The organism is Pseudoalteromonas sp. B160 (genome assembly GCF_037162485.1).
GTDB lineage: Bacteria > Pseudomonadota > Gammaproteobacteria > Enterobacterales > Alteromonadaceae > Pseudoalteromonas > Pseudoalteromonas rhizosphaerae.
Map to the genome: position 1 here is coordinate 1,213,775 of NZ_JARLUX010000001.1, position 21,659 is coordinate 1,235,433.

21 protein-coding genes, 3 tRNA genes and 3 pseudogenes are annotated in these 21,659 nt (G+C 41.3%); 7 read left to right on the plus strand and 20 right to left on the minus strand.

Going from position 1 to position 21,659, the window contains the following annotated elements; genetic code table 11:
* Positions 1–73: 73 nt before the first annotated feature.
* Positions 74–2,268: pseudogene (locus P4S61_RS05615) on the minus strand (bifunctional diguanylate cyclase/phosphodiesterase).
* Positions 2,269–2,508: 240 nt separating this feature from the next.
* Here P4S61_RS05615 and P4S61_RS05620 point away from each other — a divergent pair.
* A complete protein-coding gene (locus P4S61_RS05620) occupies positions 2,509–3,039 on the plus strand; it encodes an SRPBCC family protein (RefSeq protein WP_182820153.1) in 531 nt (176 codons plus the stop codon).
* Positions 3,008–3,895 (plus strand): TIGR03899 family protein, encoded by an 888-nt coding sequence (locus P4S61_RS05625; protein WP_145234676.1) that lies wholly within the window; start codon positions 3,008–3,010, stop codon positions 3,893–3,895. The genes P4S61_RS05620 and P4S61_RS05625 overlap by 32 nt, the downstream gene beginning before the upstream one ends.
* Before the next feature lie 24 nt (positions 3,896–3,919).
* Here P4S61_RS05625 and P4S61_RS05630 read toward each other — a convergent pair whose 3' ends face one another.
* The 9 genes and pseudogenes from P4S61_RS05630 to P4S61_RS05670 form a co-directional block, all read right to left on the minus strand.
* Positions 3,920–4,681 (minus strand): TIGR04219 family outer membrane beta-barrel protein, encoded by a 762-nt coding sequence (locus P4S61_RS05630; RefSeq protein ID WP_145234674.1) that lies wholly within the window; start codon positions 4,679–4,681, stop codon positions 3,920–3,922.
* A 3-nt stretch (positions 4,682–4,684) separates the two neighbouring features.
* Entirely contained in the window at positions 4,685–5,671 is a 987-nt protein-coding gene (locus tag P4S61_RS05635) for a DUF2333 family protein (protein ID WP_145234671.1), read from the minus strand.
* A gap of 8 nt (positions 5,672–5,679) precedes the next feature.
* Positions 5,680–6,197, minus strand: a pseudogene (locus P4S61_RS05640) (copper chaperone PCu(A)C).
* Between the two features lie 101 nt (positions 6,198–6,298).
* Positions 6,299–6,622: a hypothetical protein gene (locus P4S61_RS05645; protein ID WP_145234667.1), complete on the minus strand. Its 324-nt coding sequence runs from the start codon at positions 6,620–6,622 to the stop codon at positions 6,299–6,301.
* Positions 6,623–6,631: 9 nt separating this feature from the next.
* Positions 6,632–6,838 (minus strand): PspC domain-containing protein, encoded by a 207-nt coding sequence (locus P4S61_RS05650; protein ID WP_145234665.1) that lies wholly within the window; start codon positions 6,836–6,838, stop codon positions 6,632–6,634.
* Positions 6,839–6,849: 11 nt separating this feature from the next.
* Positions 6,850–7,521, minus strand: a complete 672-nt coding sequence (locus P4S61_RS05655; protein WP_182735668.1) for a PspA/IM30 family protein — start codon at positions 7,519–7,521, stop codon at positions 6,850–6,852.
* A gap of 235 nt (positions 7,522–7,756) precedes the next feature.
* Positions 7,757–8,716, minus strand: coding sequence for a tRNA dihydrouridine(20/20a) synthase DusA (gene dusA, locus P4S61_RS05660; RefSeq protein WP_220495331.1), 960 nt, complete (start codon positions 8,714–8,716; stop codon positions 7,757–7,759).
* Positions 8,717–8,891: 175 nt separating this feature from the next.
* Positions 8,892–9,362 (minus strand): outer membrane lipoprotein-sorting protein, encoded by a 471-nt coding sequence (locus P4S61_RS05665; protein WP_145234659.1) that lies wholly within the window; start codon positions 9,360–9,362, stop codon positions 8,892–8,894.
* A gap of 104 nt (positions 9,363–9,466) precedes the next feature.
* The gene (locus tag P4S61_RS05670) at positions 9,467–10,087 is read right to left on the minus strand and encodes a MarC family protein (protein ID WP_145234657.1); all 621 of its coding nucleotides are present in this window, start codon (positions 10,085–10,087) and stop codon (positions 9,467–9,469) included.
* 93 nt (positions 10,088–10,180) lie between these two features.
* Here P4S61_RS05670 and P4S61_RS05675 point away from each other — a divergent pair, with 93 nt between their 5' ends.
* The 3 genes from P4S61_RS05675 to P4S61_RS05685 all read left to right on the plus strand — a co-directional run bounded on the left by P4S61_RS05675 (position 10,181) and on the right by P4S61_RS05685 (position 11,585).
* Positions 10,181–10,615, plus strand: coding sequence for a transcriptional repressor (locus P4S61_RS05675; protein ID WP_145234655.1), 435 nt, complete (start codon positions 10,181–10,183; stop codon positions 10,613–10,615).
* An 80-nt stretch (positions 10,616–10,695) separates the two neighbouring features.
* Positions 10,696–11,163, plus strand: a complete 468-nt coding sequence (locus P4S61_RS05680) for a chemotaxis protein CheX (RefSeq protein ID WP_145234652.1) — start codon at positions 10,696–10,698, stop codon at positions 11,161–11,163.
* Entirely contained in the window at positions 11,160–11,585 is a 426-nt protein-coding gene (locus P4S61_RS05685; RefSeq protein WP_145234649.1) for a secondary thiamine-phosphate synthase enzyme YjbQ, read from the plus strand. The genes P4S61_RS05680 and P4S61_RS05685 overlap by 4 nt, the downstream gene beginning before the upstream one ends.
* A gap of 179 nt (positions 11,586–11,764) precedes the next feature.
* Here P4S61_RS05685 and P4S61_RS05690 read toward each other — a convergent pair.
* The 4 genes from P4S61_RS05690 to orn all read right to left on the minus strand — a co-directional run bounded on the left by P4S61_RS05690 (position 11,765) and on the right by orn (position 12,990).
* Positions 11,765–11,840, minus strand: a tRNA-Gly gene (locus tag P4S61_RS05690).
* A gap of 46 nt (positions 11,841–11,886) precedes the next feature.
* Positions 11,887–11,962, minus strand: a tRNA-Gly gene (locus P4S61_RS05695).
* 159 nt (positions 11,963–12,121) lie between these two features.
* A tRNA-Gly gene (locus tag P4S61_RS05700) sits at positions 12,122–12,197 on the minus strand.
* 247 nt (positions 12,198–12,444) lie between these two features.
* Entirely contained in the window at positions 12,445–12,990 is a 546-nt protein-coding gene (orn, locus tag P4S61_RS05705) for an oligoribonuclease (RefSeq protein ID WP_145234646.1), read from the minus strand.
* 121 nt (positions 12,991–13,111) lie between these two features.
* Between orn and rsgA the strand changes: the two genes are divergently transcribed.
* Together rsgA and asd are read left to right on the plus strand one after the other, a co-directional pair.
* The gene (gene rsgA / locus P4S61_RS05710) at positions 13,112–14,170 is read left to right on the plus strand and encodes a small ribosomal subunit biogenesis GTPase RsgA (protein WP_145234644.1); all 1,059 of its coding nucleotides are present in this window, start codon (positions 13,112–13,114) and stop codon (positions 14,168–14,170) included.
* Between the two features lie 18 nt (positions 14,171–14,188).
* Positions 14,189–15,055, plus strand: a complete 867-nt coding sequence (gene asd / locus P4S61_RS05715; RefSeq protein ID WP_182732511.1) for an archaetidylserine decarboxylase — start codon at positions 14,189–14,191, stop codon at positions 15,053–15,055.
* Positions 15,056–15,137: 82 nt separating this feature from the next.
* Here the strand turns inward: asd and P4S61_RS05720 are convergent.
* From P4S61_RS05720 to thiC, 6 genes and pseudogenes are all read right to left on the minus strand, one after another.
* Positions 15,138–15,913: pseudogene (locus tag P4S61_RS05720) on the minus strand (HesA/MoeB/ThiF family protein).
* A complete protein-coding gene (thiE, locus tag P4S61_RS05725; protein ID WP_182732513.1) occupies positions 15,906–17,441 on the minus strand; it encodes a thiamine phosphate synthase in 1,536 nt (511 codons plus the stop codon). The pseudogene P4S61_RS05720 and the gene thiE overlap by 8 nt, the downstream one beginning before the upstream one ends.
* 33 nt (positions 17,442–17,474) lie before the next feature.
* Positions 17,475–18,272 (minus strand): thiazole synthase, encoded by a 798-nt coding sequence (locus P4S61_RS05730; protein WP_149983249.1) that lies wholly within the window; start codon positions 18,270–18,272, stop codon positions 17,475–17,477.
* Position 18,273: 1 nt separating this feature from the next.
* Positions 18,274–18,471 carry a sulfur carrier protein ThiS gene (gene thiS / locus P4S61_RS05735; protein ID WP_145234634.1) on the minus strand — a complete coding sequence of 66 codons (198 nt, stop codon included), beginning with the start codon at positions 18,469–18,471 and terminating at the stop codon, positions 18,274–18,276.
* 20 nt (positions 18,472–18,491) lie between these two features.
* Positions 18,492–19,493 carry an FAD-dependent oxidoreductase gene (locus tag P4S61_RS05740; protein ID WP_182785220.1) on the minus strand — a complete coding sequence of 334 codons (1,002 nt, stop codon included), beginning with the start codon at positions 19,491–19,493 and terminating at the stop codon, positions 18,492–18,494.
* Between the two features lie 85 nt (positions 19,494–19,578).
* Positions 19,579–21,531 (minus strand): phosphomethylpyrimidine synthase ThiC, encoded by a 1,953-nt coding sequence (thiC, locus tag P4S61_RS05745; protein ID WP_337117926.1) that lies wholly within the window; start codon positions 21,529–21,531, stop codon positions 19,579–19,581.
* Between the last annotated feature and the right edge of the window lie 128 nt (positions 21,532–21,659).

Here is a 21,659-nt window from a genome sequence, read left to right on the forward strand (position 1 = left end):
AAAAAGGTCGCAAAGTATACCCGAATTAATCACCAAGCGATATTAGCTATTTACACTGGCATCAAACATAATATTATTTTTTACTTTCAATATATTGAATAAGCTCAACTTCAGGCATCGGTTTAGCGTACATAAAACCTTGCACTTCATCACAACCCAATTGCTTAAGAAAATCAGCTTGTGCTTGTGTTTCAACACCTTCTGCAATCGTTTTTAATCCGAGCTGCGCGCCAAGAGCTATAACCAGCTTGGCAATTGCGCCGCTGTCTTTTTCGGGTAAGTCTTTGACAAATGCACGATCTATTTTCAACCTATCCAACGGTAACTTTTGCAAATAACTCAGTGATGAAAAACCAGTGCCAAAATCATCTATCGCCACTTCAATACCAAACTCTTTTAGATCTTGCAGTGTTTCAATCACCATCGAGAGATCATCCATCACCACACTTTCGGTAACTTCTAATTCAATATTTTTTGGGTTGACCTGATATTTTCGCAAAGTATCTTTGACTTGTTGTGCGTAGCCTTTAACCTTAAATTGCGGTACCGACACATTGACCGCAATACAAATTTCAACACCTTGAGCCTCAAGACGTTTTTGCTGCTGACAAGCCTGATCCAATACCCATTGACCAATCTCAACAATTAGCCCTGCATCTTCAGCAAGTGGCACAAAAACCGCGAGGGAAATATAGTTACCTTGTCCCGACGGCCAACGTAGTAATGCTTCGCAGCCTTTTAATGACAAATCACTAAACGCCAATTGCGGTTGATACCAGACTTCCAATTTATTATTTTCAAAGTCTTGGCGAAGCTGGCGAATAATCCCTAATCGCCAAGCCATTTGCTCTTCCATATCGGGAGTGTAACAAACAGCATTCCCCTGATTACCTTTTTTAGCGTGATTGAGTGCGATATACGCAAGCTTAAGTGTTTCAATACCTGTGGTTTGAAAGTCCTGTTGCTCGCACAAACCAATTTTAAAATTAACCGGTAACAAATGCTCTGCTGCTGCAAACGGCAAACTTAAATTTTCACTTAATTCGTTTAAATCAAATCCATCGCGCTCAATTAAAAAACCAAATACATCTGCACCAATCCGTGACAGTAATTTAGCGTTTGGGTATTCTTGCTTGAGCCGTTCAACGATTGAAGTAAGCAAGTGATTACCCACCTCTTGACCCAGGCCATTGTTGATGTCTGAGAAATGTGCGACATCAATTAGAATAAATATATACTCGTTACTATTTAACCGATGATACTTTTCAATTTGTTCAATAAAATCAGTTCTATTGGCAAGACCTGTTAACACATCTTTGTAGGCTGCATCTCTGAGTTTATTAAAAAGTCTGACGTTATCTAAGCCTACACTGACGTTTGTTAAGAAAATTTCAGCAAATTGCAATTGTGTTAAGCTTGGTTGGCTAACGTACTCTAAGTAAATAGCAGCCTGACGATTTTTACTTTTCAATAAAAACGTAGTGTCGTGCTCAGTGTGCTGATGTTCGCCAAACTCAAAACAATTTTGCACTTGCAAAATAATCCGCCCATCATCAAGTTGTTCTACACCTTGGCCAATAAAAGCACTAAACTCAGCACAACCACCCAACACTTGAACCTGATAGCTATCATCCAGACTGCCACACACAACCCCCTTGGCGCACAATCTAAAATTACCGAGAGCTGCTTAATCACCGCCATAGTAAATGCTTTAATGTCGGTAAAACCTAAAATAGCCTTTGAGGCTAACAGAATATTATTTAACGCTTTGCTTTGATATTCAAGTTGGCAAACTTGTTCGTATGAGCGAATAGCTGTAACTAACGAGGTAACTAGCTTACTGCGGGTAAGTTCGGTTTTAGTTTTATAATCATTGATATCATATTCTCGGATCACTCGCTCTTCAGGCGCATATCCGGGCTGACCCGTTCGTAAGATAATTCGTACGTTATGGTTTTTCAGCGTATCGCGTACCTCTTTAACTACTTTTAAGCCTGCATCATCGGATTCCATGACTACATCTAACAGTAATACCGACACATTATTAGTATTAGCTAACACTTCAACTGCTTCAGCGCCAGAATAAGCATGATGAAAACGCAGTGTTCTTCCCCAAAACTCAACGCCTGAGAGCGCTAGTTCTGTTACAGTGTGAATTTCAGGATCATCATCAACAATCAGAACATCCCAGTAATCTTTGGGCGCAACTTCTTCATGAGGCTCGTCTTCATGGTTGAAAAACAAAAAATCATTGTGTTCTGACGTCATTCCAAATCCTTTAAATTCAAATATTGCGCGCCATCATTTAATATTAAGACAATTCATTATTGACTAATAAGTTATCACTATTTAACTTATGATACAGTATTAATGTCGATGATTAATGAATATTGGTTTACAGATTATAGTCGATATTCAGCACCTTGCTGTGCGATAGTAGAATTTATAATTTAAGGAACAGCCATTAATATTTTACCCAGAATTACTAAATTTATTTTTCTGATTACTTTGATTTTACTGGTAATTGGACTGCTATTACCACAACAATACCAAGTCCAAAAGAGCATTAAAATTCATGCTCCGCAAACAGGTATCACCCCGTTGCTTAGTGATTTTACCAAGTGGACTAGCTGGTCACCTTGGCAAAAAGTAGATCCAAGTATTGTTTTCACTATTGGAGAGCCTAGTTCTGGCGTGGGTGCTCATCAGTTTTGGCAAAGTAGCTGGGGAGTAGGTGAAATGACGATTACCAATATAAGCAGCACTAAAATCAATTTTAATATTCTCTTTAATGAAGAACATATTATTAAAGGTGTGATCTCTTTTTCACCTCTAGCTAATGGAAATCAAGTAACATGCTCACTAGATGGCGAAGTTACTACTTCGATTCTAGGTGGCTATTTGGCGCTATTTAGCCAATATATTTTGGCAAATACGGTGAAACTTGGACTTAATAATTTAAAAACTACTGCGCAGCTGCAAACAGCAACACACAGCGAGAAGATCGATGACGATTCAAACAGCCCAAGCAAAAATTAACCTTGCTCATATAATTGAAATTAAACTAGGTTACTCGATGAGTAAAACCAGTTCGACTCGCCTTACCAGTGCCAGTGATGATAGTTATGGTCCACAAGGGCAAAGTAAACTGCCCTATCAAGTCAATAGTGATAACTCAACGCTCAATAGAGCCCAACATCGCCAACAATTACTACTTATCAAACAACAACAAAATATTGAAGCGATTATGGCTATGGCTATGGATTTTTGCCCCGACGTAACTAGTAAAGGGCAACCTGACAGTGATTGGGTCGAACGCTTTATTGCACTATGTGAAGATACTTCAAACGAATCAATGCAAAAACTGTGGGCAAAAATTTTAGCGGGAGAAACTGTATCACCGGGAACATTTTCAATTAAAAGCTTACAAACACTTAAGCAGATGACCCAGCGCGAAGCGGATGCACTACAAAAATGTACCGCAATTTGTGGCTATAATGAAAAAGATAATAGCCATTTAATTTTATTAGGCTTTTATAAAAAACCTTCGCTATTTGATTTGCTACGCAAAGGCAATAAAGTATCGTTTAACTTAGGTAAAGCTGGGATCAGTTTTCCTGATGTATTAACTTTGATGGATATTGGCCTAATCTACCGTAAAGAAATTGAATCTGCAGCGCTTAAGGCTGGCCAAGAAATGAATCTGACATTTTTAACCCAACGGGTCGTACTCAAACCAAAAAATAACGATTTAGTGCTCAGTTACTATAAATTTACGCAAACGGGTGATGAACTTAGAAAATTGATTAACACGCCAGTTAATAAGGCTTATAAGCAATTGTTAAGCAGTGCACTTGAGGAAGAGTTTGAAGTAGCGTGGCACGCAATTAAATAACGGTACCACGCCAAAGCAAACAAATTAGAAGTGAATTTGTATGCCTGCAAATGGACCTGATGCATCAATATTAGTATATAGATTATCAATATCATCAAGCTCTAGCGTCATTTGACGGTAACCCGCTTTGATATCTAAATCTACCGCTAAGTTATCAAGTAAAGCCCATGCAATACCCGCTTGGTAGTCTTGTACTTTACTATCATCGATAGCAAGTAAGCTACCTTCAAAGAAAACACTTAAACCCGTTAACGGTAAGCCTACTTCAGCACGACCATAAACTAATGGCACAAAACCTGAAAAATCCACAGTTTCTGTTGTTGCTTTACCATTTGCTGTACCAGTAACAACAATATCGCCATCAAACTGCTTAGCATTTACACCTAAATCGATAGATAATAAGTCATTATCAAATATCTCATAGTATAAAATATAATCAACGTGTGATAAGTCGCTGATCGTAGTTGCTGTGGTATTGGTTGTAAATGAAGTACCACCAAACTCAAACGTCTCATTAAGCAAGGTTGAGCCATTTAACTCAAGCTCGGTATACTTTAACTTTATATTTGGCACTAATGGAATTGGATGCTCAAGCGCTGCGTAGTAGCTGATGAAGGTTTCATCTTCAAAATTAAAGTCTTGCATATTACCGCTATCTGAAAAGCTACCTGAATTATCAGATTGCCAGCCATCAACACCAACATATAAACCTAAAAGGGTGTCAGCGTGAGCCGCTGGAGCCAAAAATGCCATCGAAAGGGCAGCGGCTAAACAGTACTTTTTCATGTGTTATCCTTGCGCTAAAAGTTCGCTAAGTTCAATAAGAGCCGCATTGGCTCGTGAAATATAATTTGCCATTACTAATGAATGATTAGCAACAAAACCAAAACCATTACCATTTAAAATCACCGGACTCCAAACAGTCTCTTGGGTTGCTTCAAGCTCACGTATAATTTGTTGTAAGCTCACACGTGCATTCTTTTTCTCTAATACATCAGCAAAGTCATATTCTACCGCTTGCAAAAAATGTAATAAAGCCCAAGTTGCACCGCGTGACTCATAAAACACGTCATCTATTTCCCACCAAGAGGTTTTTATCTGATTTTGTAATGGTGCATAAGTCGCTTGATGTGCTTCTTTGTCACCGGCTAAATCAGTATTTAACCGATCTTGACCAACACTGGCACTTAACCGCTGACTTAAACTACCAAGGCGTTTTTCGGCTTCTTTTAACCAGCCTCGTAGGTTATCTGCCCGCGCATAAAACTGACTGTCACGGCTGTTTTGGTCAGCGATTTGAGTACGATACACAATTAATAAATCAATGCCTTTTTGGTATTCACTCTCGGCACTTGGCCACGCCCATGCTTCTGAACTAATATTAAATTGGGGCTGGGCTTTTTTTAGAGCTTCATGTTCGGTCGATTGCGACTGAGAACGGCTAAAGTCTTTACGCATTGATAGCGCCAAATCGCGCGTCATTTCTAATGCGCCATATTCCCAAGCAGGCATATTATCCATAAGAATACTCGGAGGTATTACATCATTTGATAAATAGCCACCAGGTTTATTCAATAATGTGCTGGCAACATTAATCAAAGCCGTAGTTGTTGTGTAACCTGTTACTAGTTTTTCGCCACGCTGCTGCGCATCCTGTTTAGCTTGCGTGATCACATTTACGCGGCTTGGCTCAACACTCCAATACACAGATACGGCATAAAATAAAATAAAAACTAATATTAGCCCTGCTATAATTTTCCCTTTATGTTGTGACATTTAATCTCCTAGTGATGTGTATGGTGCTGTTCAGATTGTGATACTTGCTCAACTTGGCTTTCTAATGAAACCACGGTAGCTTGAGTAAATACACGATCTCCATTGCTAAAATATAGCGTGAGTTTGAGCTCTTGCCCTATTTTTAACGGCTCTTTTGGTTCAAAAACCATTAAATGATAACTGCCTGGTTTAAAATCTAGCTGTTGATGTGCTTTGATCTCTAACGCATCTACTTTTTGCATTTTCATCATACCATTAACATGCTGATGTTCATGTACTTCAACTCGTCCTAAGCTCTCAAGGCTAGCCTTAGTTAATGTCACTGCTGCATCACCATGATTAACAAGCTTTAAATAACCAACACTAGATTGACTGCCAGGTAAAAAATCCTTACTTGGGCATTGCTAACTACAATATCACTTGCTGTATCATGTTGATGCTCTGCATGGGCAAATAGCACTGGAGAGTATAGGCCTACAGCTAAAAAAGCCGCTGTGAAGATAGTTAGTAATGGCTTAAGAGTCATTTCGATCCTTGTTATAATAATCACTTTAAGTGCTAAATTTAGCATATTTGCGAAAAAATAGTCAGCTAAATTAGCATTTAAGGTAACCTCTGTGTGGCAAGCTATGCGACCTTTTTATTATCCGCGACTAACCAACACAGAAAAACAATCAGCAGTAGCGGCCATGCGATCATCACAGAACCAAACAACAAAGCCAGCATCACGCCGACTCCTATTATTAGACCTGCGCCAATCAAACCAACACTAACCAGCGCAATAATGGCAATAACGACCACCACAGCGACTAATGCACCAAATAATTCAATGCCAACCCAACTCAAGTCAGCAATCCACAAAGGGAGCTGCCATGAGTCAAACTGCATTATCTCAAATGGACTAGAAGCGATAAACAATGCTGCTAGCAGACACAGTGCAATAATTTTCATGGCGCTCTCCTAATAAACCTTGTTGTCTAAACAACAATGTGCAATTAAATAACCCGCACCTATAAATAGTGGGAACTGAATAAACAGTACAATAGTTGCTAATCGAGTTGCCCAAATCGGAAAGTCAAACCGACGCGCTAAGCCACTACATACTCCCGATATTTTTTTATTTAATGGATCTTTACTCCATTGAGTATTGTTATTAAATGTATTCATTTTTATAACTCCTAAGCCGACTGTTTTACTTTAGCTTTAAGTGCTGCAAGCTCTTTATCCAAGGCTTCGTCTTTAACAAGCGCATCAATTTGCATTGCCGTGTCTGATTGATTAGCTGCAGCCATTTCGTATGCTTCCACTTGTGATTCAATTGACTCAACTCGGCGCTCAATCACATCAAAACGCGACAGTGCATGTGCCACTTTATCGCTATGTAACTGTTGATTAACTCGTACTCGTGCATTTAAAACACTATGCACCTGAGTTAAGCTCTGCCGCTTTGCTTTGGCAGCACTAAGTTTGTCTTGTAAACGCTGTGCATCGTCAGCTAACTTGGCCATTGAATCGGTTAATTTAACGAGCTCAGGTTCAACAGCTGCCATATCAGCGGCTACACGCTGCTTTTCTTTTAATGCGGCTGTGGCTAAATCATCTCGACCTTTACTGACGGCTATTTCGGCTTTTTCTTGCCATTGTGCTATGGATGTTAACTTATCGCTTTGCTGGCGTTTCAATGCTTTTTCTTCACACAAAATCGCTGCAGCGGTAGTACGGCACTCATTCAGAGCTTGTTGCATCTCGATAATAAGTAAATTAAGTAGTTTTGCTGGATCCTCTGCCTTATCAAGCACAGCGACCAAGTTTGATTGAATTAGATCATTAACACGATTCATTAGGCCCATGATTTTCTCCTGTTGATTATGGGTGATTACACCAAGGAGATTCCAAGACTTATGCCATGTCGTTAGAAAAACAACTAAAACAATAAATAACAATAGGATAGAAAGATAACATCAATTTAAAAGTGACGTTTAGCTGAATTAAAATACGTTAAATTAACTAAAAAAGTGATATTTTGACTAAATTTTAGGATCAAAAAAAGCCACTAAAAAGTGGCTTTCAAGATTAAAATTTCAGCTATTCAGGCACAAAACTTAATGCTTTATCCATCACTGATAAATCGGCTTGCTTACCATGGCCGTTTTCAGATAAATGACGTCTAAATCCTCGCGCCCCTGGTTGGCCTTGGAAAATACCCAACATATGGCGAGCTATATGCCAAAAGTTAGCGCCTTGGCGCATTTCATCTTCAATATAACCATACATTGAACGCACCACGTCATGACGGGATAATGTACACGCAGTATCACCGTAAATTTTCTCGTCCACTTCACTTAATATAAATGGATTACTATACGCTTCACGACCGATCATAACGCCATCAAGATGCGCTAAATGAACAAGACTATCAGCGATGGTATTAACCCCACCATTTAAGCTTAAATCAAGTTGTGGGTAATCTTTTTTCAGTTGATAAACACGCGGATAATCAAGCGGTGGAACTTCACGGTTTTCTTTCGGACTTAATCCCTTTAGCCATGCTTTACGAGCGTGAATAATAAAGTCATCACAGCCAACCTTATGACTCGCTTCGATCAGCGCACATAAAAACTCATATGAATCCTGCTCATCAATACCAATGCGTGTTTTCACCGTAACAGGAATAGTAACCTCCGCCTTCATTGCTGCAATACAATCAGCAACAAGCTGCGGCTCGCCCATTAAACACGCACCAAAGCGGCCATTTTGCACTCGATCCGAAGGGCAACCAACATTCAGGTTTACTTCATCATAACCACGTTCAGCAGCCAGTTTTGCACACTTTGCCAAAGCTTCAGGATCAGAGCCACCTAATTGCAAAGCAACGGGGTTTTCATGTGTATTAAAGTGTAGATAATCACCTCGCCCAAATAAAATCGCACCGGTTGTTACCATTTCGGTGTAAAGCACCGCATGCTTGGTCATTTTACGATGAAAAGTACGGCAATGGCGGTCTGTCCAATCGAGCATCGGGGCCACAGAAAAACGTCTATTCAAAGTAAAATCCTCAGATGATATATAAGTATAAGGGTTATTCCCTCATTGGAAGGCACTATATTTTACACAAATCAAAGCCGAGCTTCAATCGTAAGCAAGTTGTTGTTTGTCGGTAGCAGAGATTGAGTTGTTTAACGCAGCAACAAAAATGTATGCTGCGCTTTAGATAATATACTTAAAACGATTTTGTTAGATTATCAAATTGCTGGCCTTGCACTGTAATGGTGGTTTTTTCTAAGCTTATATAATCATTTTTTTGCTTGGGGTTAACCAAACGTGCTGCGACTTCAAATTTAGCAACTTTAGCTTCGCTATTTAGCTCAAGTATTTTTAAAGATGAATGAGTATCATGCTTAGCTGACTGCACATAATATTCACCAGCCCAACTGGCATCAAACACTAAATTAGGCGCATTTTTAGCGGAAGATTCAATAAACACTCCCTCTTTAATTTCGTCTCGTAATAAAGTAACGGTGTAATGATCTCCTCCCGTATGACCGAAATATACGGTAACAGCATGATTGTCATTATGGCTAAAATCATAGTCAGTAACTTGAATAACCTTCATTTCGCTTTGAGGCGGTTCAACGCAAGCCGTTAATCCCAAAACAAGAAAACCGCATAAAATAATCTTTTTTAATAACATTTTTCATTCCTTAAATTTTATTACGTTATATTTAATCTAGATAATTCTAAGCAACAATTCAAAATTTTATATGACAATAGCTATTTAACAGCAATACACAGCCTTTATGTAAATACTTGTAAGCCAAAATAGTGGGCTATCCCGTCGAGTATATTTGTCACGGCAACTGATGAAAGGATCAAACCCATGATCCGGCTGATGATACTCGCACCGCTGTCACCAATTAATTTGTGAACATGGGTTGCCAACAGTAACAGCACAAGTACCACAACAAGAACAGCTAACATCATTGATGAAGTAATTAACTGCTCAACCCACGTGTATTCAGTGTTACGAGTCATCAAAACAGCGCCAAGCATCGCACCTGGACTGGCGATTGATGGAATAGCTAAAGGGAAAATGGCCGTTTCAGTGCTATCACGTACACTTTTAATTTCCATTTCTGGTTTACTTTCACCAAAGATCATAGACAAAGCGAACAGCAATAACACGATACCACCTGCGATTTGAAACGCTGACAAGGGGATATTGATAGCATTTAAAAGCAGCTCCCCAGCGACAACAAAAAACAATAGTACCCCAGCAGACACCAGAACAGCTTTCAACGCGACTTTACGTTTGAATTTGTCACTATCACCGCGTGTTAAGGCTATAAAAACAGGCACAGTACCGATTGGATCAATAACCGCAAAAAAGAAAATAAATACCGCTAATAATTCATTCATTGTTGGCCTTCCTAGAATAAAACTGTCTAATAAAAACGCTGCAACTACAATACAGTATGTTAGTATATCACGGTAGCGTAAGGATAAGAGAAGATGAAAATAGAATCACTCGTTAGTAAAGCCAAACAAGTGTGTGACAATCGCGGTGCGCGATTCACTCCAATTCGTGAAAAAGTATTTCGCCTATTAGCAAGTGCGCAAGGCGGAGTGGGCGCTTATGATTTATTAGAGCAACTAAAACTCACTGAATCAGGAGCAAAACCAGCCACAATTTACCGTGCCTTAGACTTTTTAGCTGAATTAGGTTTTATTCACAAAATTGAAAGTACTAACGCATTTATGTTGTGTCATCATTTTGATCATATCCACCCTGTACAACTGTTGATATGCGATAGTTGTGGTTTTGTCAAAGAGCTACACTCTAGCGTGATTTCGCATGAACTTAATAGTCTTGCTGCTGAGAGTGGTTTCGTCGTATCAGGGCAAACTATTGAAGCCCATGGTAGATGTGGAAATTGTAAAGAATAATTAAGTGCAGAGCTAAAATAACTCACTACACTTTAACGTATAACCGCAGTTAAACTGCTAAATTCGAGGGATAAACAATAATGAATGTAGAGTTCATCAATCCTTTTTTATCATCTTTATTAAATGTGCTCAGCACAATGGCGCAAACCGAACTAAAACCGGGTAAGCCGAAAATAAAAAAAGATGAAGTTGCCTGTGGCGACGTTTCGGGATTAATTGGCATGGTAGGACCGCAAACTAAAGGTTCATTTTCGATCACTTTTGATGAGAGCCTTGCCCTGACTATTATGGAAAGAATGCTAGGTGAACGCCCTGATTCGATCAATGAAGAAGTAACCGATATGGTTGGTGAAATTACCAATATGGTCACTGGTGGGGCAAAAAATTTACTTGGTGAAAAAGGCTATGACTTTAATATGGCTACACCAATCGTTGTGTCTGGTAAAGGTCATACCATAACTCATAAAAGTGAAGGGGCAAAAATATTGATCCCATTTACCTCTGATGCCGGTAATGCCAATATTGAAGTTAGTTTCGATAAAATATGAGCTGGTTGCAAAAACAACTACTTTTAAAGCCTCGCTCTCGAGGCTTTCATATTATTGATAGCGAAATACTCAGCCAACTCCCTGAGATTTCCGATTACCAAATTGGCTTATTACACCTTTTTATACAGCATACCTCAGCCAGCTTAACGATTAATGAAAATGCTGATCCGACAGTACGTATGGATATGGAAAGTCACTTCAATAAATTTGTTCCCGAGCGCCAACCTTATTATCGTCATGATTACGAAGGTGATGATGATATGCCTGCGCATATAAAAACGAGTACCTTAGGCTGCGAGCTAACGATTCCAATTAGCCAAGGACGTTTACAGCTTGGTACATGGCAAGGGATCTATTTAGGCGAACATCGTGATCATGGCGGCGCAAGACGTATTATTGCAACGCTGCAAGGGCAAGTTTAAATAAAACTATTTAAATTGAAATACTAAATAAATTGGATATGTGCTTTAAGCAATAACTGCTTGTCAATCAAACTTGGGTGGGTATTCATTTTTAAGAGATTGGAGCGGTACACGAGGCTCGAACTGCTTATGACTTAGTTCGACCTTGGCATATTTTATTTTAGATTGCTTAAAGAGATTGGAGCGGTACACGAGGCTCGAACTCGTGACCTCGACCTTGGCAAGGTCGCGCTCTACCAACTGAGCTAGTACCGCATAATATTTTCACTTTAAACTTACTCTAATTTCTTTGGTTAGAAATTGGAGCGGCACACGAGGCTCGAACTCGTGACCTCGACCTTGGCAAGGTCGCGCTCTACCAACTGAGCTAGTGCCGCATTTTAAAATAGTCAGTAATTTGTCCGTTGGTGCGCGACAAGTCGCGGTAAAACGTTCTGGCAACTGAGCTAGTGCCGCATTATAATTTTTAGGTTATAGGTTCTAAAAAAGTTTATAGCTTTTATTTGAAACTTGCTGCAATTTCTTTGGTGAGAAATTGGAGCGGCACACGAGGCTCGAACTCGTGACCTCGACCTTGGCAAGGTCGCGCTCTACCAACTGAGCTAGTGCCGCATTTCAAAATTGTCAGTAATTTGTCCGTTGGTGCGCGACAAGTCGCGGTAAACGTTCTGGCAACTGAGCTAGTGCCGCATTCAAAATAGTCAGTAATTTTTCCGTTGGTCCGCGACAGGTCGCGGTGAACGTTCCGGCAACTGAACTAGTGCCGCATTCAAATTGCTCAAGCACACTAACCCCGCGGGGGTTATCGTCTTAAGCGGGGCAGGATTCTACAATAATCCGATGTGTTTGCAAGTGTTTTTTACAAATTAAAGAATTTTTCTTGGTAGACTTTTAATTCCATGATGGAATCTTTGATATCATCAAGAGCAAGGTGTGAACCTTTTTTGTGCACTTGTGCTAAAACTTCTGGTTTCCAGCGTCTTGCTAGTTCTTTGATAGTGCTTACGTCTAAATTACGATAGTGGAAGTAATCTTCCAGTTCACGCATATATTTATTCATAAAGCGTCTATCTTGGCCTATTGAATTACCACACATAGGCGAAGCGCCTGCAGGAACCCACTGCTTTAAAAATGCCAAAGTTTGTTCAACAGCATCTTGCTCTGTGAATGTGCTCGCTTTACAGCGTGCAGTTAACCCTGACTGACCATGTTGCTTAGTACACCATTCATCCATACCATCAAGCAATTCATCACTTTGATGAATAGCAATAGTTGGCCCTTCAGCCAAGATGTTTAACGCACTGTCGGTGACAACCGTGGCGATTTCGAGTATTTTGTCTGTACTTGGTTCAAGACCTGTCATTTCGAGGTCGAGCCAAATCAGATTTGATTTATGAAAAGACATAATTACCTTGCGGTGCTTTCCTTTAGATCTAACGCATTTAGATATATCATATTAGTATCATCAGTCGACCTAAAGCTTTTTTTTCAAAAAGCACGACATTTAACTAAGTTATGGGCCAAAAGTGGCAAAACAGAAGAAATTAAGTAAAGGTCAATCCCGTAGGATTAAGGCCAATCACCAAAAACGCTTGTCTAATGCAGATTCTGCGCCAACCACTAACAAGGTTGAGCAATGGCAAACTGACAATTTAGGTGCGCCTGAAAATGCCGTGGTGATCAGTCGGTTTGGTCAACATGCCGATATTGAAACTGATAACGGAGATGTTTTGCGCTGCAATATTCGCCGTACCGTTAAAGGTATTGTTTGCGGAGACGAAGTGCAATTTCGCCGCGCAAAAGTCAGCGAAGGTGATTTAGCTGGCGTTATAGAAGCGATGCATGAACGGCGCTCGCAACTTACTCGCCCTGATTTTTACGACGGTGTAAAAGTCATAGCCGCCAACATTGACCAGATTTTGATGGTCTCTGCGGTACTACCAGAGTTTACCCCCAGTATTATCGACCGCTATTTAATTGCCTGCGAAGATATGGGCATTGAGCCTATTTTAGTGCTCAATAAAATAGATTTAATTGATGAGCCTGGGCTTGCTAACATCAACAAAATTTTGGATATTTATAGGTCACTTGATTATCAAGTATTACTAGTAAGTAATAAAACCGGTTACGGTATTGATGCACTCAAAGAAACCTTAATTGATAAAAATAGTATTTTTGTTGGTCAAAGTGGTGTGGGGAAATCAACTTTAGTTAACACTGTTTTACCTGATGCCGAAATACTGACCAAAGAGGTCTCTGAAAATAGTGGCCTTGGCCAACACACAACAACCGTGTCACGACTTCATCACTTACCTTCAGGCGGTAACTTAATTGATTCCCCTGGTATTCGTGAATTTGGCTTGTGGCACTTAGATGTAGAGCGTGTTACTTGGTGCTTTAAAGAGTTTCGCAAGTTTATTGGCGGTTGCCGCTTTAGAGACTGTAAACATTTAAATGATCCAGGCTGTATAATTCGCCAAGCAATCGATGATGGTGATATTTCACAGCTACGTTTTGATAGCTACCATAGAATTTTAGAAACAATGGCCGATGGCCGAGCGGGTGCTCGTGCTCCACGCGTATAATTTTTTAGGAAAAAACTTGTGAGTTTAGACAAATTCAAAATCGCAATGCAGTACGCAATGCCAAAACATTTTGTATCCCGTATGGTAGGCAAGTTAGCTGCAGCTAAAGCAGGTGCACTAACAACTACTTTAATTAAATTGTTTATTAAACAATATAAAATTGATATGAATGAAGCGCAATATAGCGACCCAGCTCACTATAAAACGTTTAATGAGTTTTTTACTCGTCCTTTAAAAGAAGGCGTTCGGCCATTAAACACTGAAGATGACATCATTACTCACCCTGTAGATGGTGCCATCAGTCAATTAGGCCCAATTGTTGAAGGCCAGCTTATTCAAGCTAAAAATCACAACTATAGCTTACAAGCTTTACTTGGCGGCTCAGAGCAAGATACAGCGCCATTTTTAGGCGGCGACTTTGCAACGATTTACTTAGCGCCAAAAGATTATCATCGTATTCATATGCCGATTGATGGCACCTTGAGTAAAATGATTTACGTCCCCGGTGATTTATTTTCAGTAAACCCACTTACCGCGCAAAATGTACCTAATCTATTCGCTCGTAACGAACGCGTAGTAGCCATTTTTGAGACTGAAATTGGCCCGCTTGCTATGGTATTAGTGGGTGCAACAATTGTTGCCAGTATCGAAACTATTTGGGCCGGTACAGTTACACCACCAGCAGGTAAAGATGTATTTAGCTGGAACTACAAAACCTCAGGTGAAAATGCAATTACCTTGAAAAAGGGTGAAGAGATGGGTCGCTTTAAATTAGGCTCCACGGTTATTTTAGCCTGGGGTGCTAATAAAGCAGATATCTTTGATGATCAAAAACCAGGCACAGTGACTCGCATGGGCACACCGTTTGCTAAAGTTGATGATTGATGATTAATACCTAATTAATAATTAAGTTATAACTCATTTTAATTAAAAACGCGGACCGACTAATGCAGTCATGCCGCGTTTTTTATTTAAGCTCTTTCCCTGCACACTCAGTACATTCGGGCGCTTTAGTTAATTTAAACTGCTGCTGCGCTAAACTTAGCCCATCAAAACGAATAAACTGACTGCCTTGATGATGGCCCAGCAAGATATTAACTGCCAACAGTGCTTGCATCGAGCCAATAACACCTAACAACGGACTAAGCACGCCCGCGTTACTGCAATTAAGCGCCTGCTGTTGCGGTTGTGCTCCAAATATACACCCGTAACAAGGGCTCTGTGGCTGGCGAAAATCAAAACACATCAGCTGCCCTTCACTCGCTATTGCCGCCCCCGACACCAGTGGAATACCCAGTGCCAAGCATTGCTGGTTTACTACATAGCGAGTGCTGAAGTTATCGCTGCAATCAAGTACTAAGGTTGCGCCAGTAAAAACTTGCTCAGCATTTTCAGTGGTTAATTTTGCACTTACTGTGTTGATCTTGATTTGATTATTTAAGCTGCTTAATACTTTGCCCGCAGCGCTGACCTTATCTTGCCCTAAATGATTTACTTTATAGAGCACTTGGCGCTGTAAATTTGAAAGCTCAACCTTATCATCATCTAACAAGCTTAATTCGCCAATGCCAGCCGCAGCTAAATACAGTAATGCGGGGCTGCCTAACCCCCCGCTCCAATTACCACAACGTGAGCGGCTTTGAGCTTTAACTGCCCTTCAAAGCCGACTTCTTTAAGCATTAAATGACGACTGTAACGTAACTGCTCTTTGTCAGATAAAGATCCTTTTATTGCCTCACTCATTGCTATTAATAGCCACTTGTAAATCGGCAATCGCCTGTTGATAGTCACTTGCTTCACTAATAGCCCTAACAACAGCTACACTGCCAACACCGGTTGCAGCAACCTCGCCCGCTCGTGATAAATCAATGCCACCAATAGCTACCGTTGGGTAATCACTCATTAACGGCACAAAACGCTTTAACTTTTCAAGCCCTTGAATTTGCCCTGTCATATCTTTGGTCGTGGTTGGGTAAATAGCGCCAAACGCCATATAACTCGGGCGGTAATTATGAGCGCGCAGCATTTCATAAAAACCATGGGTCGAAATCCCCAAACGCATGCCCGACTCTTTAATGGCCACCAGATTAGCCTCAAGTAAATCTTCTTGACCTAAATGCACACCATAAGCGCCATGTTTGATCGCCAGCTGCCAATGATCGTTGATATACACATTGCCATCGTACTTTTTACCAAGTGTGACCGCCGCAGCAATAGCGTGTTCAAGCTCTTCTTCGCTGGCGTTTTTCATTCTAAGTTGTACAGTTTTAACGCCTTGCGCTAAACACTTTTCTAACCAATCGAGACTATCAACCACTGCATATAAACCAAGCTGTTTGTTTTCACACTCAGTAAAACCTGCCGCCATAGTAAATTCGTTTGGTTGTTCAAAATCCAGCTCATCACCCAGCCAACTACCCGCTTCAATGACTTGTGGGTAATCATCAAGATTATCGGGAAAGCTCGTTTGTGCCACAGGGCCAATTCCTTCACCATAACGAACCGCAGCTTTTAAGCCTTGATTTATATAGGCTTTGGCTAAAATAAAGGCATCTTTAAGCGGGTAACCTTTCGCTAAACACGCTGCAATCACTGACGCCATACTACAACCGGTACCATGGCTGTGCGGCGTTTGAATTTTTTCGTTACCAAGCCAATATTCATTACTGCCATAAGAGCTGGCATCACTGCAGTAATCAATGCAATATCCGCTTGGATAATCCCAATGGCCACCTTTGATCAGCACCGCTTTTGCGCCCCAGCTTTGCAGCTTTTGCGCAGCCTCGATCACAGCACTGGGACCAATTAAATATATCCCAGTGAGCAACTGCGTTTCATGGGTATTCGGAGTGATCACATCCACCAGCGGCAATAAGCATTCTTTAATTGCGCTAACGGTATCTTCTTCTGTCAGTAAGTCACCACTGCTAGCAATGGCCACCGGATCATATACAACCAAAGGCGCAACCGGCCAAGTGGCTTTATAATGTTTTAGATGCTCACTGATCAATTGAATTTGCTGCACATTGGCAAGCATACCAATTTTAATAACACGGGCTTTCATGTCGCTTTCAAGGGCGAGTAATTGCGACTCAATAACATCGGTTGAAATCGGGTTAAGTGCTTCAACGCCTAGGCTGTTTTGCGCAGTCAATGCGGTGATCGCTGTACAACCATGGACGCCAAAACTTTGCATCGCTTTAATATCCGCCTGAATACCTGCACCACCACCAGAGTCAGAGCCAGCAATTGTCCAAACAACATGATTCATAGTTACGTATTTCCTAATTTTTTACTTCATTTATTACTGTTGATGCCAAAATGGCATACCCATAGTGGGCGTAGATGGCGCAGCGACGTCTTTTTCTGGCATCGCCTTTGCTCGGTAAGCAAAACGACCCGCATCAACGGCTGCTTTAAATGCATGACTCATGGTAACAGGGCAGCCCGCCCCTGCAATAGCCGAATTCAATAACACCGCATCATAACCTAATTCAAGCGCTTGGCAGGCGTGTGATGGTAAGCCAAGGCCAGCATCAACAATCAATGTGGTATCGGGTAAGCGCTCCCGAATAGTTTTTAAGTTATATTTATTTAACAAGCCCTTACCTGTGCCAATAGGCGCTCCCCACGGCATCAGTACTTCACACCCTGCATCAGCTAAACGCTGACATAACACTAAGTCGTCAGTACAATAAGGTAATACTTTAAAGCCTTCGGCTAATAAAATCTGTGTCGCTTCCAGTAATGCAAATGGATCTGGTTGCAGGTTATAATCATCACCAATCAACTCAAGTTTTATCCAATCGGTAGCAAACACTTCGCGGCACATTTGTGCCAGTGTAATTGCTTCATTGACACTGTGACAGCCTGCAGTATTGGGTAGAATTTTTAAGCCCGTATCTTTGATCAATTGCCAAAAGTCATCTCCTGCGGCGGCACTTTGTTGACGTCGTAATGACACAGTAACAATCTGCGCGCCAGAGGCAACAATCGAATCGGCCATAACCGCAGGTGATGGATAAAGTGCTGAGCCAATTAATAACCGACTAGTGATCTGCTCACCATAAATACTGAAACTATCTGATATTACGCTACTCATATTAGCCACCTTGGATCGGTGACAGTAATTCAATGCTATCGCCTTCGTTAAGTAAGGTAGTATCACATTGACTACGCGGTATAAATTGACCATTAAGCGCCACTGCAAAAGGCTCTTTTGCTGCAAACTGCGTCAAACCTTGGGCTATATTGGCGTTATCTGCTAACTCAAAATGTTGACCATTAATTGTTATTTTCATACTTACTTTCATAATAAGCCTTATTTTATCCGTGCAATGGCATCGGCCACTAAACTCGGTGCGAGTAAATAACCATGACGATATAAGCCATTAATGCTGATCACATTTTGCTGCTGGGAAATCTGCGGGCGATTATCACTAAATGCAGGACGCAGGCCGGTTTGAATATTCAACACTCGCGCCTCAGCAAAACCACTGTGTACTGTGTACGCTGCTGACAACAACTCAAGAGTCGAACGCACAGTGGCAGCCCCCTTATCTTGTGATTCAATTTCTGTCGCGCCAATTACGTATTGATGATTTGGCTTCGGAGCAATATAAATAGGATAACGCGGGTGCATTAACCGCACTGGCCGCGTTAAATTAACCTCAGGGGCGTACAAACGCACTACTTCACCACGCACTCCGCGTAGCTTACACGCTGCGCTTTTAGCGCCAAGGCCACGGCAATCAATAATATAATCAAACGATTGCTGTAGATTTAGCGATGTTACATCAACCTGTTGTGCAAACTTAAAGCTCACATTACGCTGCTTTAGAGTGTTAAAACTAGCTTGATAAAAAGCCTGATTATCAATTTGCCCTTCGCAAGGTAAATACACACCTTGGTTAAAACGCCCTGTAAGCTCTGGCTCTAATTCAGCAATATGTGCCCCTGTTAACTGATGTCCTTGATGTTCAGCTAAAGGCTTTAAACGCAGTATAAAACTTTGTAAGTCACCTTTATCTTGCTGGTGTGCAACCACAAGTGTGCCTTGCTGTTGGAAAAACACCGCTTCATCAAGTTGCGCTAAAATTCTCGGCCAACGCTTTATTGAATCCAGCCCCATCAAGGCCAAGTCTTGCTCGCAGAATACAGATTCAGCCAGTGGTGCAAGCATCGCCGCTGCCACTCTTCCTGCACTATCAAGCGCTTGTTCGTCACCCGCTTCATAAACAGTTACCCGATGCTGTAAACTCAACTCAAGCGCCGTTAAACGCCCCGTTAAACCAAACCCCACCACCGCAATATTGTAAGACATGAGAATCCTTAATTCAGTTTTCTAGCTACAAGAGTAAAGTTAGCGAGCTTTTCACTCGCCAACTCTCTAACTCGCTAACTAGTTTTTAAACCGCTTTATGATAAATCTCTGAGCCGCTTTGTTTAAATTCGGCTGATTTAGCTTGCATCTCGGCTTCAACATCGACCATTTTGATCTCAATAGCATCACCTACGTTGTTAGGATCTATGCCTCTGGCTTCTAGATCTTTAGCGTATTCTCTTACTTCTTGGGTGATTTTCATTGAGCAGAATTTTGGCCCACACATAGAGCAAAAATGCGCTACTTTGCCAGATTCTTGTGGCAGTGTTTCGTCATGGTATTCACGAGCACGAACAGGGTCTAAACCAATATTAAATTGGTCATGCCAGCGGAACTCAAAACGCGCTTTTGATAACGCATTATCACGCTCTTGCGCTCCGGGATGACCTTTGGCTAAATCGGCGGCATGAGCGGCAATTTTATAGGTGATCAGCCCTTCTTTAACGTCTTCTTTATTTGGTAAACCTAAATGCTCTTTTGGTGTGACATAACACAGCATTGCACAGCCATACCATGCAATTTGCGCCGCCCCAATACCAGAGGTGATATGGTCATAGCCTGGGGCGATGTCAGTTGTCAGCGGGCCAAGGGTGTAAAAAGGTGCTTCGTCGCAATGCTTAAGCTGCTCTTCCATATTAGCTTTGATCATATGCATTGGCACATGCCCTGGGCCTTCAATAAACACTTGTACATCGTGTTTCCACGCGATTTTGGTCAGCTCACCTAACGTACGCAGTTCACTAAATTGCGCGTCATCGTTGGCATCTGCAATTGAACCAGGACGCAGGCCATCTCCTAATGAGAAACACACATCGTACTGTTTCAAAATCTCACAAATATCTTCAAAATGAGTATAAAGGAAGTTTTCTTTATGATGCGCTAAACACCATTTCGCCATAATTGAACCGCCGCGCGACACAATCCCAGTGACACGTTTTGCCGTCATTGGAACGCAGCGTAATAACACCCCCGCGTGAATAGTAAAGTAATCCACACCCTGCTCGGCTTGTTCAATTAGAGTATCGCGGAAAATTTCCCACGTTAGATCTTCGGCAACCCCATTTACTTTTTCAAGCGCTTGATAAATAGGCACTGTACCAATTGGCACTGGTGAGTTACGTACTACCCATTCACGAGTTTCATGAATATAACGACCCGTTGATAAATCCATAACTGTGTCAGCGCCCCAGCGGGTTGACCAGACCATTTTTTCAACTTCTTCTTCAATAGATGAGCTAACTGATGAGTTGCCAATATTAGCGTTCACTTTCACTAAAAAATTGCGCCCTACAATCATCGGCTCGGTTTCTGGGTGATTAATGTTGTTAGGTAAAATCGCACGACCACGGGCAATTTCATCACGCACAAATTCAGGAGTAATAAACTCAGGGATACTCGCACCAAACGACTCGCCTTGGTGCTGCTGTGCTAATAACTCTTTTTGAAGTTGCGCACGGCCCATGTTTTCACGAATTGCGACATATTCCATTTCCGGTGTGATAATACCTTGGCGAGCATAATGCATTTGCGTGACATTTTTACCGGCTTTAGCGCGGCGAATTTTTGGGAGATGCTCAAAACGAATATGATCAAGGCCTTCATCGGCCATGCGTTGCTGAGAAAACTGCGAGCTGACTGAGCCTAAAATTTCAGTATCTCCACGGCTTTCAATCCACTGTTCGCGGTACTTATCCAGCCCTTTACGAACATCTAGAGTAAAATCAGGATCTGTGTATGGGCCTGACGTATCATAAACACGCAGTGGTGCATTTGATTCGTACACTGGGTTTTCATCGGTGCCACCGATAAAGGTATCACTCAAAGTAATTTCACGCATACCAACACGCACATTATCTTGCGTACCTTGTACATAAACTTTGTGTGAGCTTGGAAATGGTTGCCCAGTAAGGTTATAAATATAATCTGATGCAGCCGCACGAGTTTCGCGGCGAGACGGTTTATTTGATGTGTTTGACATGACTTACCTCATTGCTAAAAGGGTTGTCTTGTCAGATACTGCTAGTGCGATAAAAAGCAACGCAATAGAGAGTAGCAAATGCTACATGGATCGTAGATTGGTGTTACAAAAAAGCACTACCAACCTTG

What these genes read in the sequence shown, in the direction of transcription:
- P4S61_RS05625 (WP_145234676.1), top strand. Translation starts at nt 3,008, where the DNA reads ATGACGATTCAAACAGCCCAAGCAAAAATTAACCTTGCTCATATAATT.
- P4S61_RS05630 (WP_145234674.1), bottom strand. Translation starts at nt 4,681, where the DNA reads ATGAAAAAGTACTGTTTAGCCGCTGCCCTTTCGATGGCATTTTTGGCT.
- P4S61_RS05635 (WP_145234671.1), bottom strand. Translation starts at nt 5,671, where the DNA reads ATGTCACAACATAAAGGGAAAATTATAGCAGGGCTAATATTAGTTTTT.
- P4S61_RS05645 (WP_145234667.1), bottom strand. Translation starts at nt 6,622, where the DNA reads ATGAAAATTATTGCACTGTGTCTGCTAGCAGCATTGTTTATCGCTTCT.
- P4S61_RS05650 (WP_145234665.1), bottom strand. Translation starts at nt 6,838, where the DNA reads ATGAATACATTTAATAACAATACTCAATGGAGTAAAGATCCATTAAAT.
- P4S61_RS05655 (WP_182735668.1), bottom strand. Translation starts at nt 7,521, where the DNA reads ATGGGCCTAATGAATCGTGTTAATGATCTAATTCAATCAAACTTGGTC.
- P4S61_RS05665 (WP_145234659.1), bottom strand. Translation starts at nt 9,362, where the DNA reads ATGTTATTAAAAAAGATTATTTTATGCGGTTTTCTTGTTTTGGGATTA.
- P4S61_RS05670 (WP_145234657.1), bottom strand. Translation starts at nt 10,087, where the DNA reads ATGAATGAATTATTAGCGGTATTTATTTTCTTTTTTGCGGTTATTGAT.
- P4S61_RS05675 (WP_145234655.1), top strand. Translation starts at nt 10,181, where the DNA reads ATGAAAATAGAATCACTCGTTAGTAAAGCCAAACAAGTGTGTGACAAT.
- P4S61_RS05680 (WP_145234652.1), top strand. Translation starts at nt 10,696, where the DNA reads ATGAATGTAGAGTTCATCAATCCTTTTTTATCATCTTTATTAAATGTG.
- P4S61_RS05685 (WP_145234649.1), top strand. Translation starts at nt 11,160, where the DNA reads ATGAGCTGGTTGCAAAAACAACTACTTTTAAAGCCTCGCTCTCGAGGC.
- orn (WP_145234646.1), bottom strand. Translation starts at nt 12,990, where the DNA reads ATGTCTTTTCATAAATCAAATCTGATTTGGCTCGACCTCGAAATGACA.
- thiE (WP_182732513.1), bottom strand. Translation starts at nt 17,441, where the DNA reads ATGAATCATGTTGTTTGGACAATTGCTGGCTCTGACTCTGGTGGTGGT.
- P4S61_RS05730 (WP_149983249.1), bottom strand. Translation starts at nt 18,272, where the DNA reads ATGAGTAGCGTAATATCAGATAGTTTCAGTATTTATGGTGAGCAGATC.
- thiS (WP_145234634.1), bottom strand. Translation starts at nt 18,471, where the DNA reads ATGAAAATAACAATTAATGGTCAACATTTTGAGTTAGCAGATAACGCC.
- P4S61_RS05740 (WP_182785220.1), bottom strand. Translation starts at nt 19,493, where the DNA reads ATGTCTTACAATATTGCGGTGGTGGGGTTTGGTTTAACGGGGCGTTTA.
- thiC (WP_337117926.1), bottom strand. Translation starts at nt 21,531, where the DNA reads ATGTCAAACACATCAAATAAACCGTCTCGCCGCGAAACTCGTGCGGCT.